Annotated in this window: 14 protein-coding genes; 1 reads left to right on the top strand and 13 read right to left on the bottom strand. The window is 68.9% G+C overall.

Annotation, left to right across the window (positions count from 1 at the left end; translation table 11 throughout):
- Positions 1-42 precede the first annotated feature (42 nt).
- Together ACIRDX_RS01190 and ACIRDX_RS01185 are read right to left on the bottom strand one after the other, a co-directional pair.
- Positions 43-435 (bottom strand): (2Fe-2S) ferredoxin domain-containing protein, encoded by a 393-nt coding sequence (locus ACIRDX_RS01190; protein WP_396623567.1) that lies wholly within the window; start codon positions 433-435, stop codon positions 43-45.
- Positions 435-926 (bottom strand): DUF4920 domain-containing protein, encoded by a 492-nt coding sequence (locus tag ACIRDX_RS01185; protein ID WP_396623566.1) that lies wholly within the window; start codon positions 924-926, stop codon positions 435-437. The genes ACIRDX_RS01190 and ACIRDX_RS01185 overlap by 1 nt, the downstream gene beginning before the upstream one ends.
- Before the next feature lie 278 nt (positions 927-1,204).
- On the opposite strand from ACIRDX_RS01185, the gene ACIRDX_RS01180 reads away from it, so the two are divergent.
- Positions 1,205-1,735 (top strand): hypothetical protein, encoded by a 531-nt coding sequence (locus ACIRDX_RS01180; protein ID WP_396623565.1) that lies wholly within the window; start codon positions 1,205-1,207, stop codon positions 1,733-1,735.
- Between the two features lie 322 nt (positions 1,736-2,057).
- Here the strand turns inward: ACIRDX_RS01180 and ACIRDX_RS01175 are convergent, their stop codons facing one another.
- The 11 genes from ACIRDX_RS01175 to ACIRDX_RS01125 all read right to left on the bottom strand — a co-directional run bounded on the left by ACIRDX_RS01175 (position 2,058) and on the right by ACIRDX_RS01125 (position 16,973).
- Positions 2,058-2,552 (bottom strand): chemotaxis protein CheX, encoded by a 495-nt coding sequence (locus tag ACIRDX_RS01175; RefSeq protein WP_396623564.1) that lies wholly within the window; start codon positions 2,550-2,552, stop codon positions 2,058-2,060.
- Positions 2,553-2,570: 18 nt separating this feature from the next.
- Entirely contained in the window at positions 2,571-3,416 is an 846-nt protein-coding gene (locus ACIRDX_RS01170; RefSeq protein ID WP_396623563.1) for a CheR family methyltransferase, read from the bottom strand.
- A 2-nt stretch (positions 3,417-3,418) separates the two neighbouring features.
- Positions 3,419-4,567 carry a chemotaxis response regulator protein-glutamate methylesterase gene (locus ACIRDX_RS01165; RefSeq protein ID WP_396623562.1) on the bottom strand — a complete coding sequence of 383 codons (1,149 nt, stop codon included), beginning with the start codon at positions 4,565-4,567 and terminating at the stop codon, positions 3,419-3,421.
- A 20-nt stretch (positions 4,568-4,587) separates the two neighbouring features.
- Positions 4,588-4,956 (bottom strand): response regulator, encoded by a 369-nt coding sequence (locus ACIRDX_RS01160; RefSeq protein WP_255664913.1) that lies wholly within the window; start codon positions 4,954-4,956, stop codon positions 4,588-4,590.
- 4 nt (positions 4,957-4,960) lie between these two features.
- Positions 4,961-6,208 (bottom strand): glutamyl-tRNA reductase, encoded by a 1,248-nt coding sequence (gene hemA, locus ACIRDX_RS01155; RefSeq protein WP_396623561.1) that lies wholly within the window; start codon positions 6,206-6,208, stop codon positions 4,961-4,963.
- A 62-nt stretch (positions 6,209-6,270) separates the two neighbouring features.
- Entirely contained in the window at positions 6,271-8,592 is a 2,322-nt protein-coding gene (locus ACIRDX_RS01150) for a methyl-accepting chemotaxis protein (RefSeq protein ID WP_396623560.1), read from the bottom strand.
- A 29-nt stretch (positions 8,593-8,621) separates the two neighbouring features.
- The gene (locus tag ACIRDX_RS01145) at positions 8,622-9,113 is read right to left on the bottom strand and encodes a chemotaxis protein CheW (RefSeq protein WP_396623559.1); all 492 of its coding nucleotides are present in this window, start codon (positions 9,111-9,113) and stop codon (positions 8,622-8,624) included.
- Between the two features lie 8 nt (positions 9,114-9,121).
- Positions 9,122-11,368 carry a chemotaxis protein CheW gene (locus ACIRDX_RS01140; protein WP_396623558.1) on the bottom strand — a complete coding sequence of 749 codons (2,247 nt, stop codon included), beginning with the start codon at positions 11,366-11,368 and terminating at the stop codon, positions 9,122-9,124.
- Positions 11,369-11,619: 251 nt separating this feature from the next.
- A complete protein-coding gene (locus ACIRDX_RS01135; RefSeq protein WP_396623557.1) occupies positions 11,620-13,614 on the bottom strand; it encodes a PAS domain S-box protein in 1,995 nt (664 codons plus the stop codon).
- A 260-nt stretch (positions 13,615-13,874) separates the two neighbouring features.
- The gene (locus tag ACIRDX_RS01130; RefSeq protein WP_396623556.1) at positions 13,875-15,566 is read right to left on the bottom strand and encodes a response regulator; all 1,692 of its coding nucleotides are present in this window, start codon (positions 15,564-15,566) and stop codon (positions 13,875-13,877) included.
- 144 nt (positions 15,567-15,710) lie between these two features.
- Positions 15,711-16,973, bottom strand: coding sequence for a response regulator (locus ACIRDX_RS01125; protein ID WP_396623555.1), 1,263 nt, complete (start codon positions 16,971-16,973; stop codon positions 15,711-15,713).
- Positions 16,974-17,037: the final 64 nt, after the last annotated feature.

The following is a 17,037-nucleotide window of genomic DNA, read 5'->3' as shown; positions in this document are numbered from 1 at the left end:
TGCCGAATGGCGGCGCCCCCCACCACTTCCGGCAGTCGGGCTTCAGTCGCACAGCGGCTGGATCGCGATGACGTAGTCCTCGACCACGCGCCCCCCGACCAGGTGCTCCTCGATGATGCGGTCGAGGACCGGGGGATCACAGGCCCCATACCAGGCGCCCTCGGGGTAGACGACGGCGACCGGGCCGCCGGCGCAGATGCGGAGGCAATTGGCCTTGGTGCGAGCCACGCCCCCCTGGTCGGCCAGCCCCAGCGCCAACAGACGCGCCTTCAGGTGATCCCACGCCGCGATGGAACGCTCGCGGTCGCAGCACTTCGGCTTGGCCTGATCGCAGCAGAGAAAGATGTGCCGCCGCGTCGCGGGCACCCCAATGGCCTCGGCCTTGCGCCGCTGCGCCTCGCGGGTCTCCTCGGGCAACCCGCTGCCAGACGACATCAGTACAGCACCGCGCCGGTCACCCGCACCCAGTAGATCTTCTCGGTCGGGGTCGACACGGGCGGCTTGCCGCTGTTCTCGGCGGACTTGGCGTGCTCGCCGTGGGCCTCACGCACCGGCGAGGTCGCGATCTCCTCGAAGGTGCCCTGCGCGGACACCTTCCGGCCGACCGCCTCCTTCGGGAACACGATCACGCCATCCTTGGCCTTGAACCGGACCCCGCGCCCGAGCGCCGGGTCGCCGATCTCGATCCAGCACCCCATCGACTGGCACACCTGCGTGACGACGCCGTCGACGCGCACGGTCTTGCCGGCATGGGCGGTGGGCGTCTCGAGCAACGCAGCAATCGGCACGGCGCGGCGGGCGGAGACGCCATCGCCGTAGACCTTCCCGGCATCGTCAGCGGCTCGCGCAACGGGAGCCGCCATCAGTGCGGAGACGAGAAACAGACCGAGTGCGAGGGGACGGAGCGACCAGGCGGCAAGGGACATGTCCTCGATTGTTGTGGCGTGCCAGTCCCTCGTCAACCCTGCATCTGCCACGGGGCCGACGCGACGACGGCTACCGATGTCGGGCCCCCGACACCTCGCGCAGGTGGTCGAGACGACCAGCCCGCCGCGTGGCGGGCGTTTCGCCGGAAATTCCGCTGATACGTCAGCAATCGGCCGGCGCGCCACGACCTTGAACGTCCGGCCACGCGGCTGGCACCCGGCTTGCTCAAGCAGGGGACGAGCACGGGAGCCGGCGCTCCCGGGAGGCACAGGACACCATGAGCACAGTGCAGGCCACGTCGGCGACCGCCGTGCAGGATCTGGCGCAGACCCTGATCAAGACCTTCGACGCCAACAGCGACGGGCAACTCGGCCAGGACGAGTTCGGCTCGTTCCTCTCGCAGTTGATGGGCGGCATCCAGACGGCCAGCGGCACGCTGTCGGCCTCATCGACGCAGGCCACCGGTCTGCAGACGCTGTCCAAGGGCGCCCTGCGTCGCGACCTGTTCGAGGGCTTCAACTTCGACCGCGAGCAGAACATCGAGAAGTCGGCCAAGGACGCCTTCGCGAGCCTCGCCAGCGCCGCGGGCGCGGTACCGGCGACCAAGGCCGAAGCCGAGAGCTGGTTCAACGCCAACATCAAGCAGGGCATGGAATCCCTGGGACACAAGGTCGACTGGGTGAAGGGCGACAAGTTCCAGTTCAGCAACTGGCAGGGCACCTGGGAGGTCGACTTCGTGCGCGGGGCCGACGGTCCGAACCCGGCGTTCACCTGGCTGGCCGATCCGGCCGGCGCCAGTCACACCTAGCCCGGCGCCGACCGGCGTCGGCGCGCCTTCGAGTATCGGGAGCGGGGTACCCCAGGCCCCGACGTGCGGGACGATACGTGAGCATCGCCTGCAGGACGCGGCGATCGACTCCCCGGTGACCGCCAAGCCACTGGCCCACGAGGCCCGCTCCCGAGCGCCCCTCGAAATTCCCCCCTGACCGCCCCTGGCGCATGTCGCCCGGGGCGGATTTTTTGCGCGTACGGCTCCCGGCCCCTCGCTCCCTGCGCCCCGAACGCACGACGGGCGACGCGGTCACCCGCGTCGCCCGTGACTGGTCGTGCGTGTCTGGTCGGCGGCTCGCCTACTGCACGGCCGCCGCGGCGCTGCGGCGCTCGGACCTCGTGGCATCGCTGCGCGCCAGCAGGCTGACCACGAACGGCTCCCCGTCGATGTCGAACGTGACGCGCGTCACGGCATCGCTGCCGGGCACACGAATCGAGTAGTCGCGCCCCTCCACCACGGCGGGCAGCGACAGCTGGCAATGACCGTCGAGCAGCGCCTTGACGTTGCCCCCGGTCATGTTGGTGAGCTCCCCCACCGCGTCCTGCATGTCCTCGAGGGTGGCCGCATCCTCGGACAGCTCGAACATCACGGCCGCGGCGCGGCGCGCGACATGCTCGGGCACCTGCAGGACGAGGGCACCGGCCCAGGCACCCGTGATGTTGATGACCCCGTCCAGCGTGCGTCCGCCCGGCACCGGCGGCACGGGTTCGTCGTGCGGCGTGGCCTCGAGGTTGAGCGTGGCGCCCCAGATGTACTGGGTCAGCGAGATGATTTCCTGCTCCAGATACTGCATGGCGTCTCCGTCCGCGGACTAGGCCAGGGCCCGCAGCGCGGGCTGCGGCTCCGACGAGATGCGATAGCAACCGGTCTTGCTGTAAGGCAAACGCTCGAACCGGTCATCGAGGTTGCGCGTCGTCTCGGCGGCGCCCAGGAAGAGGAACCCGTCCTGGCGCATGCCGGTACGGATGCGGGACAGGATGGCGCTCTTGTCGACCGTGTCGAAGTAGATCAGCACGTTGCGGAGGAAGACGACGTCGGGCGCGGTCATCGCCGGCAGCGGCTTCATCAGGTTCAGGTACTCGAACCGCACCATCGAGCGGAGCTTCTGGTTGATCTGCCACTCGAGGCCCTTCTTCTCGAAGTACTTCACCAGGTGCGTGGCAGGCAGCCCCCGGTTGACCTCGAGTTGCGAGTACAGGCCGTTGCGCGCCCGGGTGAGCACGTCGGTGGAGATGTCGGTCGCCAGGATGTCGACCGTCCACGAGGCGAGCTCGGGCATGTCGAGCATGGTCATGGCGATCGAGTAGGGCTCCTGCCCCGTCGAGGACGCGCCACACCAGATCTGGAGCCGGCGGGTCGCCCGTCGCGCCTCCATCATCTTCGGCAGCACTTCCTTGCGGAGCACGTCGAACGGCTCGATGTCGCGGAAGAAGATGGTTTCGTTGGTCGTCATCGCCTCGACGACCTTGACGTGCAGCGGCCCCTTCGGTCCCACCAGCTTCGCGATGAGCTCCGTCGGGGACGCGAAGCCCTCGCGACGGGCCAGGGGACTGATGCGTGCTTCGACCAGGTATTCCTTGCCCGGCTCGAGCACGATGCCGGCTTCCGCGCGAATCAGGGTCCGGACGATGTCGAACTCTGTCTGGGTGATCGCCATGCTCACACCGCTTCCGTGCGACGACTGTCGCGGGGGATCACCGGCTGGGAGGCAGCCCAACCGGACATCGTAGTAGTCGCTGCCACGCGCCGCGTGATCTCCGCGGCGATGTCCGACAGCGGGAGCACCTTGTCGGCGAGCCCCGCGCGGACGACGAATCCGGGCATGCCCCAGACGACACTGCTGGGCTCGTCCTGTGCCAGGACCTGCCCATGCGCGTCGCGGATGCCCTCGCACCCACGGAGCCCGTCCTGCCCCATGCCCGTGAGGATCACGCCGAGCGTGCGATGGCCGTACAGCGCCACCACCGACCGGAACATGGGATCCACGGCGGGCCGGCAGGAGTTTTCCGGCGGGTCCTGGTTGAGCGCCACGCGCACGTCCGTGCCCTGGCGCTCCAGCACCATGTGGTAGTCCCCCGGCGCGATGGTCACCGTGCCCGGCGTGATCAGCATGCCGGCGGCGCCTTCACGGACCTCGAGGGGGGATTGCTGGTTCAGTCGCTCGGCCAGCAGCCGCGTGAACATCGGCGGCATGTGCTGGGTGATCACGACCGGCACCCGCAGGTCGCCCGGCAGCGCGGGAATCAGCGAGGCCAGTGCATTCGGTCCGCCGGTCGAGACGCCGATGGCGACGATCGCCGGTCGCGCGTCGCCAGTAAAGACAGGCCGCGGCTGGGCCGGCGGTCTCGGCGCCTGGGCGACCGGACTGGCCGACTTGGGCGGATCCACCGGGACCACGACCCGTCCGGCGAGTGTCTTGATGCGCGGAATCAGGTCCTCGCGCACGCGCTGTTGCGCGAGGGCGACGCTGCCGACGTTGGCGGGCTTGGTGACGTAGTCGGACGCCCCGGCCGCCAGCGCGTCGAGCGTGGCCGTGCCGCCACGCTCGGTGAGCGTGCTGAACATGATGACCGGCAGCTTCGGGTACGTGGGACGCAGGGCCCGCACCGTCTCGATGCCGTTCATCTCCGGCATCTCGACGTCCATGGTGACGACATCGGGATTGACCTGCGGAATCTTCTGCAGGGCGATGCGACCGTTGGCGGCCGTCCCGACCACTTCGATCTCGGGGTCGTCGGCCAGCGCATCGGCGACCAGTCGTCTCACGACGACCGCATCGTCCACGATGAGCACACGGATGCGGGACATGGCGGGTGGGCTTTCCGGTTCTACTGGGTCAGTCCGAGCAGGCGCAGCTTGTCCGCGATGACGTCGCGGGTGAAGGGCTTCATCACGTACTCGTTGGCCCCGGCCCCGAGCGCGCGGGCCATCTGCGACATCTCGGTCTCGGTCGTGACCATCATCATGCGCAGGTTGGCGAACCGCGTGTCCTGGCGCACGGCCTCGACCAGCTCGAGTCCGTTCATCTCGGGCATGTTCCAGTCGACCAGCGCGAGGTCGGTGTCTTCGTGCTGCTGCAGGTGGGTCAGGGCCTCGCGGCCATGGCCGGCCTGCGCGACCTCGAAGCCGAGGTCCTGCAGCATCCGGGACAGCATGAGCCGCATGGCCCGGGAATCATCAACGACGAGTGCTTTCATAATGTCATCCCTGCACGGTGACGCACACGGCGGACGCGCCGGATGCCCCTGGGTACCCTGCCGCCTGGGCGCGCAGGGCCACGACCTGTCGATGCAGCAACTGACGTCCCGCCTGGCGGAGGCGCCCATCGAGACCGGCCCGCGCCTGACCGGCGCGACCCGACAACCGCGTCGCCATCAGGAGACGACGGGCCTCTTCACGCGCGTACAGCCCGACGATGGCCGGCACGAGCGCGCGCTCCCTGTGCCAGGCCGACCAATCTGCGACGGCCGCGTCGACCAGGCGACGGGCCGCGGGCACGGCGGCCTCGCGGGCCGCAAGGGCCGCGTCCTGCCGTGCACGGATGTCATCGATGGTGCAGACACGCGCCGGAACGCCCGGCTCCACGTTCCTCGGCACGCCGAGGTCGCAGATCACGAGCGGCGACGGCCGGTGGTCGTGGTGTGCGGAAGCGGCGCATCGAGCGTGGGCGAGCATGGCGGAGGTCACGACCGGCACTGACGTGCTGGTGGCACCGATTACAACATCGGCATCGGCGAGCCACTCCTCCAACGCCGACGCCACCACGCCACGCCCGCCGACATGCGCGGCGAGCGCCTCGGCACGGGGCAGCTCCTTGCTGACGATGGTCAACCGGTAGGCGCCGCGCTTGGCCAGGTGCCGCGCAACGTCGGTCGCCACGTCGCCTGTGCCGAGGACGCTCACGCGACTGGCGTTGGGAGCGTCCTGGGCCAGCTGGTGAGCCACGCACGCACCGATGCTCACGTGCCCGCGGCCGAGGACGGTCTCGCGGCGTACCCGCTTGGCGACGGCGAACGCCTGCTGGAAGGTCCGATGGAGCACGGGACCGATGGTGCCGGCCTCACGGGCCAGGTCGTACGCGCGCTTGACCTGGCCGTTCACGTGCGCGTCCCCGAGGATCGCCGAGTCCAGACCGGCGGCGACATCGAAGAGGTGCGCAGCAGCGTCGGCACCGGCCTGCCTGGTGAGCAGGCACGCCGGATCGGTGGCACGCGCCTGGGGACGGTCCTCGCGCAGGAGGTGGAGCCACCGCAGCGCGGCGTCCTCGTCGTCGACGACGAGGTAGAACTCCGTCCGGTTGCAGGTGGAGAGGATTGCGGTCTCGCGCACGCCCGCAACCTCGCGAGCCCGGGCGAGCAATGCGCGCGCCGCGGGTGCGTCGTAGGACAGGGCCACCCGGAGATCGAGGGCCGCCTGGCGGAAGTCGACGCCGAGCAGGACGAGGGACATGGGTGAGGGCGCGGAGCGAGCGAGGCGGGCCGGGGTGGCGCAGGGCCACCCCGGCAGGGACCTCAGTAGCGGAAGCGGGCGATGAGCTGCTGCAGCTCGGACGCCATGCGGGCCAGCCCCGCCGAGGCGTTCTGCGAGTCCGACGCGCCGTCGCTGGTACTGCGCGCCGCCTGCGCCACGCCCGTGATGTTCTGGGCGATCTCGGCGCTGCCGCGTGCGGCTTCGGTGACGCTGCGGGCGATCTCGTTCGTGGTGGCCGTCTGTTCCTCGACGGCGCTCGCGATGGTGTTCGAGATGTCGTTGATCTGGTTGATGATCGCGCTGATCTCGGCGATGGCCTGTGTCGCCCCGCGGGTGTCGCCCTGAATCGCCTCGATCTTCTGGCTGATGTCCTCGGTCGCCTTCGCGGTCTCCTTGGCCAGTTCCTTGACCTCGTTGGCGACCACCGCGAAGCCCTTCCCCGCCTCACCGGCGCGCGCCGCCTCGATGGTGGCGTTGAGCGCCAGCAGGTTGGTCTGCTGCGCGATCGACGTGATCACCTTGATCACCTTGCCGATCTCGGCGCTGCTCTCGCCCAGCTTGCCGACCGTCGCGTTGGTGGTCTCGGCCACGCGCACCGCCTGGGTCGCCACCTTCGCCGCGTCGTTGGCGTTCTTGGCGATCTCGCGGATGCTCGCCCCCATCTCCTCGGTGCCGGTGGCCACCGTCTGGACGTTGCGCGACACCTCCTCGGAGGCGGCCGACACGACGTTGGCCTGCGCCGAGGTCTCCTCGGCATTGGCGCCCATCTGCGTCGCCACGGCCGTCAGCTCCTCGGACGAGCTCGCCAGGGTCTGCGCGTTGTGGGCAATCGCGCCGACGCTGACGCGCAGGTCGGAGAGGAAGCGCTGCAGGCCCTCACCCATCTGCCCGACCGCATCGGTGCCACGCACCGGCACGGTGCGCGTCAGGTCTCCGGCGGCGGCCGCATTGACCACCTCCAGCATCGCGTCGACCTTCTCCTGCAGCTCGCGCGCGGCCTGCCGCTCGCGCTCCTGCGCGGCGCGGGTCTCCTCCTCGAGCCGGATCTTGTCGGTGATGACCGCCCAGCTGACCATCGTGCCGACGTACTCGCCCTTGTTGTCGCGCACGGCGCTCACCTGGAGCTCGAGCGTCTCGGCGCCCAGCTTGATGTTGGCCTTGTGCGGCAGGTTGCCGGGGTCGGCCAGCATCTTGCGCTGGTGCGAGGGGTTCTTGTGGAAGATGTCGATGTTCTGCCCGAGGATCTGGTCGGCCCGGATCGGCAGAAGGTGCTCGATCGTCTTCAGCGTCGCCTTCGAGGCGGCGTTGACGTAGCGGATGTGCAGGTCGCGGTCCGCGTACATGATGTTGATGGGCGCGCTCTCCATCATGCTCATCACGCGCGCCATCTCGGCCTCGAGCTTCAGCTTCTCGGTCACCACCGACCACGTGGCCATCGCCCCGACGTAGACGCCGGTGCGGTTGGTGACGGCGCTGACCTCCAGCTCCAGGGTCTCGGGCCCGACGTTGATCTGGGCGTGGTACGGCAGGTTGCGCGGGTCGCCCAGCAGCTTGCGCTGGTGCGCCGGGTTCTTGTGGAAGACATCGATCGAGGTGCCGATCATGTCGTCCACCTTGACCGGCAGCAGATGCTGCAGTGTCTTGAGGGTCCGGCTCGACGCCGGGTTCATGTAGCGGAGCGTCAGGTCCAGATCCACGTACATGATGTTGATCGGGGCGTGGTCGAGCATGGACGTGTTGCGCGCCAGCTCGTCCTCGACCGTCGCCAGTTGCTCACGGTACTTCAGCAACTCGGCCTCCCCGACTGCCGGCACGCCCATGTTGTGCGCTGCCGCGATGTTCTCTTCCGCCACGGCGGCCAGCGCCGCCCCCTTGAACCGCCCATTGGCCATCGAAGACTCCTTCTTGCGGGTCCGCGCCCCGCGAGAGACCGGACCTGGCGTGGAGTCTGCCGGGGCCGCATCTGCTTGCACCGATTGCGTGGTGACCACCTGCGCCTGCAAGGGCGCGACGGCCGAGATGACTTCGTCGACGAGGAACTGCGGCACCCCGACCTCCGACAGCGCGGCGGCCAGGTGCGTCGCGACGCGCCCGAAGTCCTCCGCCGTGACGGCGAGGTGCGCGTGCGCGGTCTTCATGTCGCGGCCGCGATAGACCTGCGGACCGCCGAGCGCCTGGATGAAGAAGGCGTTCTGCCGGCCCTTCAGCCAGCGCATGTTGACGCCGGCGAAGTGCGGGGCGAGGGCCTCGTCGGCCAGGACGCGTGCGTAGAACGCATCCACCGCCGCCTTGATGGCCGGCACGCCGCCGAGGCGTTCGAAGAGGGAGAGTTGCGGCACGGCCGCGACGGTGGCAGTCGACATGGGGAGCTCCTGTCAGCAGCGACGTCGGCCTAGTGGGCGCGCTCGCCCGCGTCGCTGCCGTCCACGACGGCGGCGCGCTCCTCGTCGAGGAGCAGCAGCAGGCGGTCCTTCAGCTTGTACACGCCGCGCACCAGGTCGCGGGTCGGCCCGGCGAGCGTGTCGGGCACCTGCTCGAACTGCGCCTCGGCGACCTCGACCACGTCGCCGATCTCGTCGACCAGCAGGCTGACGACGCCATCGCTCGTGCGGACGACGACGTTCATCGGCAACTCGCCCTCCTTGCGGTTCGAGAGGCCGAGCCGGCGACGCAGCTCGATCGCCGTGACGATCTGGCCGCGCAGGTTGATCAGGCCCTCCACGACGGGAGGCGCCAACGGGATGCGGGTCAGCTCCTGGTAGCGGATGACCTCCTGGACCTTGAGCACCTCGACGCCGAAGTACAGCTGGTCCAGCATGAACGTCGCGACCTGGCGCGGAGGGGTCCGCTGGTCGGTGGCATGGGCGAAATCACTCGGGGTCATGACGGACCTCACGCGACCGCGGCTTCGAAGAGCCCGGCATCGGCAATGACGGCATCGGCATCGAGCAGGTCGGTGACCTGCTGCTGCAGCACGGTGGACCCGATGATCCCGCGCCGGCGGTGCCGCTCGTCGACCACGACCACCTGCTGCACGATGTCGACGATCCGCTCGACGATGAGCCCGACGTGCTGGTCATGGAACGAGAACACGATGACCTGCAGCGGATCGACCTGCGATTCCGTGCGGTGGAAGTAGCGGGCCAGCGACACGAGCGGCAGGATCTCGCCGCGGTACTGCACCACGGTGCGGTCGCCCGACTGCTCGAGCAGGCTGCGCGGGAACTCCTCCAGGCGCGCCACCAACGACAGCGGCAACGCCATGCGATCCCGCTCAGACGCCTGGAAGACCAGCAGCGTGCGCGTGTCCTCCGACGACGACGCGGCGGCATCGCTGCTCGAGCTCGCGGCGTTGTTCGAGGACCGGGTCTCGGAGACGACCTGCGCCATCTGGCCCAGGCCGAGGACGTCGAGGATGAGCGCCACGCGTCCGTCCCCCATGATGGTCGCCCCGGCGAACGCCGTGAGCCCCTTGAGCTGCTTGCCCAGCGGCTTGACGACGATCTCCTCGGTGTCGTGCACCGTCTCGACCACCAGCCCGAACTGCCGCTGATCGGCCTTCAGCACCACGATGTTCACCGCGTCGTCGGACGTGTTGACCGGATCGAGGCGCAGGGCCGAGTGCAGGTGTACCAGCGGAAGGAGGTTGCCGCGGAGCCGGTAGAAGAGCGCCTTGCCGATGCGCTCGATGCCCGAGGACGTCTGCATGCCCTCGAGGCGCACCAGTTCGAGCAGGCTGACCTGCGGAATGGCGAAGCGCTCGCCGCCCGACGACACCATCAGCGCGGGGATGATGGCCAGCGTCAGCGGGATCTTGATCTTCAGCGTCGTGCCGTTGCCGGCCACGCTCTGGATGTCGACGGTACCGCCGATCTTCTCGATGTTCGTCTTGACGACGTCCATCCCGACGCCACGGCCAGACACGTTGGTGATCTTCTCGGCGGTCGAGAACCCCGGGAGGAAGATCAGCTTGATGACGTCGTGATCGGACAGGCGCTGCGACTGGTCGGTGGTGACCAGGCCACGCTGCAGGGCGCGCTGCCGCACCTTGTCGGCCGCGATCCCGGCGCCGTCGTCGCTGATCTCGATGTTGATCTGGCCGCCCTCGTGGAAGGCGCGCAGGCGGATGGTGCCCTCGGGCCGCTTGCCGCGCGCGACACGATCGGCGGGCGACTCGATACCGTGATCGACCGAGTTGCGGATGATGTGCGTGAGCGGATCCTTGATCGCCTCGATGATGGTGCGATCGAGGTCGGTCTCCTTGCCTTCCATCTCGATGCGCACCTGCTTGCCGCACATCGAGGCGAGGTCGCGGACGACGCGCGGGAACTTGCTCCACACGTTGCCGATGGGCTGCATGCGCGTCTTCATGACGCCTTCCTGCAGCTCGGAGGTCACCAGGTTCAGGCGTTGCGTCGCGTTGACGAACGACGCATCGTTGTTCTGTGTCGTGAACTGGAGGATCTGGTTGCGCGCAAGCACGAGCTCGCCGACCAGGTTCATCAGCTTGTCGACCAGGCCGACGTCGACGCGCAGCGAGCTGTCCGACACGGCGTTCTTGCGGTCGTCGGTCGCCACCGGCTCGGCCTCCTCGTGCGGCACCACGGCCTCGACCACGGGGGCCGGAGGCGGCGGCACAGGCTCGGCCTGCACGGGCGCCGGCGGCGCGGAGACGACGGGGGTGGCGACGACCGGCGCAGGCGGCGCGACAGGAGCGGCAGGAGCGGCGGCCGCGGCCTTTCCGGCCTGGCCCTTCTGCTCGTTCAGCTCCTGCAGGCGCTGGATGACGGCCGTGTAGTCGGCGTCGCCCTCGGCGCCGGTGCTCTCGATGAACGCCAGGATCTCGCGGATGGCATCCACCATGCCGAGCAGCCCGGTCGTGATGTCGGCGTCGAGGATCATGTCGCCGTCGCGCAGGCGGCTCAGGAGGCTCTCGCCCACGTGGCTCACGCCCTCGAGCTTGGTGAAGCCGAGGAAGCCGCACGTGCCCTTGATCGTGTGGATGGCCCGGAACACGCTGCCAAGCGTCTCGCGGTTGCGGGGGTCCTTCTCCAGCTCCACCAGGTCCTGGTCGAGGCGGTCGAGCCCTTCATGGCTCTCGATCAGGAATTCTCGAATGAGATCGTCGGACTCGCTCACGGCGTTGCCTCCGTGCCACTCCTGCCGAAGAGCAGGGTGGCTACGCACAGGAATCGACTGTCGGATTGCAGTCTTGAATGCGATCCCGCGATTCCCGCGATGTCATCACTGAGTTTCAAGGGGCGTGACATGCGACCTCGCATGGTTTTCACAGGAGAACGTGGCGCCCCGTGATGTTGGGGGAGGCGGACTGCCGATGGTTCGGTAACCATGGGCAATCCGCCGACATGAACCTCGGGTAGGTGCGGCGCCTAGGCCTTGAAGCCGGAGACCAACTGCTGCAGTTCGCTCGCGAGCCTGGCGAGCCCGGAGGACGCGTTCTGCGAGTCCGACGCGCCATCGCTCGTGCTGCGCGCGGCCTGCGCGACGCCCGTGATGTTCTGGGCGATCTCGGCCGTGCCTCGCGCCGCCTCGGTGACGTTGCGCGAGATCTCGTTGGCCGTCGCCGTCTGCTCCTCGACCGCGCTGGCGATGGTGCCGGAGATGTCGTTGATCTGGTTGATGATCGCGCTGATCTCGCCGATGGCCTGTGTGGCCCCGCGCGTGTCGCCCTGAATCGCCTCGATCTTCTGGCTGATGTCCTCGGTCGCCTTCGCGGTCTCCTTGGCCAGCTCCTTGACCTCGTTGGCGACCACCGCGAAGCCCTTGCCCGCCTCGCCGGCGCGCGCCGCCTCGATGGTGGCGTTGAGCGCCAGCAGGTTGGTCTGCTGCGCGATCGACGTGATCACCTTGATCACCTTGCCGATCTCGGCGCTGCTCTCGCCCAGCTTGCTCACCGTGTTGTTGGTGGTGTCGGCCACCCGCACGGCCTGCGACGCCACCTTGGCGGCGTCGGCGGCGTTCTTGGCGATCTCGCGGATGCTGGCGCCCATCTCCTCGGTGCCCGTGGCCACCGTCTGCACGTTGCGACTCACCTGCTCGGAAGCCGCCGAGACGACGTTGGCCTGCGCGGAGGTCTCCTCGGCGTTGGCGCCCATCTGGGTGCTGACGGCGGTGAGTTCCTCGGCCGAGCTCGCCAGGGTGTCGGCGTGCGCGGAGATCTGCGTCAGGAGGTGCTTCAGACGCTCTTGCTGCCGGATGCGATCGGTGATGTCGGTGGCGTGCTTCACGACCTTGAACGGGGTGCCGTTCATGTCGAGGATCGGGTTGTACGAGGCCTGGATCCAGATCTCCTTGCCACCCTTGCCCAGGCGCTTGTACTCGGCGGCCTGGTACCGGCCGGCGCGCAGGTCGGCCCAGAACTGCTGGTACTCGCTGCTGCCCGCGTGGGACGGCTCCACGAACATCCGGTGGTGCTTGCCCTGAATCTCGTCGAGGCGGTAGCCGAGCGTGTTCAGGAAGTTGTCGTTGGCGGTCCTGATCGTGCCGTCGAGGTCGAACTCGATCACCGCCTGCGCCTTGCTGATGGCGGCCAGCTGGCCCGAGTAGTCGGCGTTCTGCAGCTTGCTCGCCGTGATGTCGGTGGCGTACTTGACGACCTTGAACGGACGGCCGTTGAGGTCGAAGATCGGGTTGTACGAGGCCTGAATCCAGATTTCCTTGCCGCCCTTGCCGATCCGTTTGTATTCGGCGGCCTGGTACTTGCCGGCGCCGAGATCCAACCAGAACTGCTGGTACTCGCGGCTCTGCGCGAAGGCCGGCTCGACGAACATCCGGTGGTGCTTGCCCTGGATCTCGTCGAGGCGGTAGCCGAGCGTCGAGAGGAAGTTCTCGTTGGCCGTCCGGATGGTGCCGTCGAGCTCGAACTCGATCACCGCCTGCGCCTTGCCGATGGCGGCGAGCTGGCCGGCGTAGTCGGCGTTCTTCAGCTTCGCGTCGGTCGTGTCGGTCGCGTACTTCACGACCTTGAACGGCTTGCCGTCGGGCCCGAGGATCGGGTTGTAGGACGCCTGAATCCAGACCTCCTTGCCGTGCTTGCCGATGCGCTTGTATTCGGCCGCCTGGTACTTGCCGGCTCGCAGATCCGACCAGAACTGCTGGTACTCGCGGCTCGTCGCGAACGACGGCTCCACGAACATGCGGTGGTGCTGCCCCTGGACCTCGTCGAGGCGGTAGCCCAGCGCATTCAGGAAGTTGTCGTTCGCGGTGATGATGGTGCCGTCCATCTCGAACTCGATGACCGCCTGGCTCTTGTCGAGGGCGGCCAGTTGACCGCGGAGGGTCAGGAGTTCGAGTTCGGCGTCGTGCGAGTGGTCGGTCTGTGCTGAACTGAGGGCCAAAGCGCCCCGGTTCCTCGGCGTACCCATGGTGGGCTTCCTCCCCGCGTCACCCGCCCTTCCCTGGCAGGGGACGCAACGTGGTTGGGATGAACGCCCGGGCGGCGGTCGGCGTCGTGCTGGCGCGCAGCTCGTGGCGCACTGTGGAGCTTCAAGTCCGGTGCCAGAACGTCACACCATCGGACTCTTCAGGAATGCCACGGATTTCCCGTGGCCAGTTTCCCTTTGCTCCCCTTGGATATGTGTAAAGAGCGACCGACAGCGTCGGTCGCCCGACCAGGCAAGGAACTTCAGAGCCCCATGGCCGTGCCGGCCCGCTCGCGCAGCACGCCTTGCAGGTGCTCTTCGACACGCGCGAACTCGGTGCACACGGCCTCGGCGAGTGTGGCCAGCGTGGCCGCGGGTTCCGCTCGATGGCCAGCCTGTTCCAGCTTGCCCGCCAGGTCCTGCAGATATGAGGCGCCGAGGTTTCCCGCGCTGCCCTTCACCGAATGCGCCACCCGCGCCACCGGCCCGGCGTCGAGCGGCCGCCCGCGGAGATCGCGCAGGCGCTCCGGCGTATCGCGCAGGAACAACGTCACGAGTTCGACCACCAGGTCGGGCTCGCCCGGTTCCTGGAGGGAGGCGAGCATGTCGAGCACCTCGGGGTCGACGGGGGGCGGCAGCGGCTGGGGTGTGTCCATCGTGGTCGTCCTCGGGGCGGTGACCGGCGTGGCCTGGGCTGCCGACTGCAGCCTGGGCGCCGGCACGGCGCGCAGCGTGGTCATGAAGCGGAGGTCCTGGGCCGGCGTCGCGTAGCACACGCGCATGCCGGGCACGTCACGATCGCCCTCGCGGCCGACGCGGGTCACGAGCGGATCGCCGATCGACACCTCGTCGCCGCGCTGGCGGAGCGCGGTCTGGAGGCGACTGCTGATGATGGTGGCCATCTCGCGAAGCGTGGCCGATACGTCGGCGTCGGTCACCACGTCGCCGGCCTGCAGGTACTGCGCCGTCATGCGCTCGCTCATCGCGCGCGGTGCGGCGATCAGGAACTCGAGGTCGCAGTCCTCCCGATCGAGCCGCAGGGCCACGCGCACCACGTCGTCGCCGGGCGCGGGGGGCTGGCTGCTCGGGGTGGCGAGCACCTCGATGCCCAGCATCATCCCGAACACCTGCTCGGTGGCCGAGATCATCTGCGGCCGGAGGTCGGCGCGCGACGCGAGTACGCGCTGTTCGGGCGGTTCCTCGACCACCAGGCGCGCGAACTGCTGCCGGAAGCTCTCGGCGACGAACGTCCGCTGCAGCACGGCATCGGCGTCGTCGACCGGCTGGTTGACGTCGCCGGTGACGGCCGCCACGACGCGCACGGCAGAGAGCTTAGGCAGGCTTCGCAGCTTGCGCAGCAGCATGGACGTCCCGATGGCACCGAGGTCCTGCCCGACGATGACCAGCGCGGGACGTTGATCGAGGCAGGCTCGCAGCCCTTCGGCGCCAGCGGACGCCTCGACGACGATGTAGTCGCGCAGGCTCTCGCGGGCCGTGCGCCTGAAATCGCCGTCGCCGTCCACCACGAGGATGCGCGAGCCCTTGGGCACGCCAGACAGGCTCCGCGAGGGCTGCCCCGGCGAGGTCTTGAGCCGCGCGATGATTTCCTGGATGCGATCGGCCACGTCCAGCGGACGGAGCGGCTTGGCCAGGTAGGCCGAGATGCCGTGCCGCACGAGCTGCCGGACCTTCGACTCGTCGCGGACCGACGAGAGGACGATCACCGGCAGGTGGCGGAGCGAGGGCGTGCGCCTGATGGCCTCGAGCGTCTCGATGCCGTCCATCAGCGGCATCAGGACGTCGAGCACGACGAAGTCCACCTGCTGTCGCCCGAGGAGGTCGAGCGCTTCGAGCCCGTTGGTGGCCTCGCTGACGGTACAGCCGACCTTCTTGCGGAGGATCCGGGACAGGAGGAGCCGGACGTTCGGCTGGTCGTCGACGATCAGGGCCTTCACGATCGCCCTCCCTCATGGAGCCGGAGCAGGCTGGCGCGAGACATCACATGTGCGGAATCGGCACGAGACGGGATGCCCTTCAACCCGTCGCTCCGTTCTGGCCCGGGCTCATGCCCCCGCCACGGGTGCCCCTCCGGAGGACGCCTAACGCGGCACAGGCCGCAGGTACGTCGTGAACCGTACGTCACCGGCCGCGTTGTGGAAGCCGACGCCGGCCCAGGCCTCGGCGATCGGCAGCGCCTGCGTCAGCACCGAGACGACCGGCAACCCGATGGTGACTTCGTCGTCGCGGCCGCGCAGGGCGTTCTGGAGGCGGCCGCTGATGATGTTGGCCACTTCCTGCAGGGTCGAGGCCACGTCTTCCTCGGTGACCAAATCGGCCCCCTGGAGAAACAGCGCGGTCATGCGCTCGCTCATGTCGCGGGCGGTGGACACGCCGAACTCCAGGTCGCTCTCCTCCGCAGGCAGCGACAGCTTGACGCAGGCGTGGTCGGCGCCTGGCCCGGGAGGGGCCGGCTCGACCGCGTCAGCAAAGACCTCGATCCCCAGCATCATGCCGAAGACCTGCTCGGTGGCCGAGATCATCTGCGGCCGCAACTCGGGGCGCGCCAGCAGGACGCCGTGCTCCGGCGTGCCGCCGCTGACCAGCCGCGAGAACTGCTTCTTGAAGGTCTCCGGCACGAACGTCCGCTGAATGACGGCGTCGGCATCGGCCGGCGGCGCTTCGTTGCCGCGCGAGCCCGCGACGACCACCGGCACGGCCGCGAGGCCGGGCAGGGTGCGGAGCTTCCTGAGGAACATGTTGGCGGGAACCGCCCCGAGGTTCTGCCCGAGGAGGATTGCGGCGGGACGAGCGTCGAGGCAGGCCCGCAGGCCCTGCGCGCCGCCCTCGGCGTCGCTGATCACGTACTGGTGCCCCAGCGTCGACCTGACGAAGTGCCGGAAGTCGGCATCGCCGTCGACCACGAGCAGCTTCGCCCCGTCGGCCAACCCGAGCAGCGTCCGTCCCTGCCCCTGCTGCGCCACGTGCGTGCTGGCGCCGAGCTGCGCCACGAAGCGCTGCACGCGGGCCGAGGCATCGGAGGGACGCAGCGGCTTGGTGAGGTAGGCACTGACGCCCAGCGACACCAGTTGCCGCACCTGCGCCTCGTCGCGGACAGCCGACAGCACCATCACCGGCAGGTTGCGCAGCTGCGGCGTGCCGCGGATGGCTTCGAGCGTCTCGAGGCCATCCATGATCGGCATCATGATGTCGATCACCACGAAGTCGAAGTGGAAACGGGCCAGGAGGTCGAGTGCCTCGATGCCGTCGGTCGCTTCCGTGACGGCGCAGTCGACCTCGCGCCTCAGGATGCGCGACAGCAGCAGGCGGACGGTGGGCTCGTCGTCAACAATCAGGGCTTTCACGATCGGCAGTGCGGCGACGGGGGAAGGTCGGCGAGCTCACGCCCCGAGGGCGTCCGGCTCGCCT

The sequence above is a fragment of the Luteitalea sp. genome (assembly GCF_044337415.1).
In the GTDB taxonomy this organism is placed as follows: Bacteria; Acidobacteriota; Vicinamibacteria; order Vicinamibacterales; family Vicinamibacteraceae; genus Luteitalea.
Note: the sequence above shows the minus strand (reverse complement) of the source record. Positions and strands in the feature narration are given on the sequence as shown.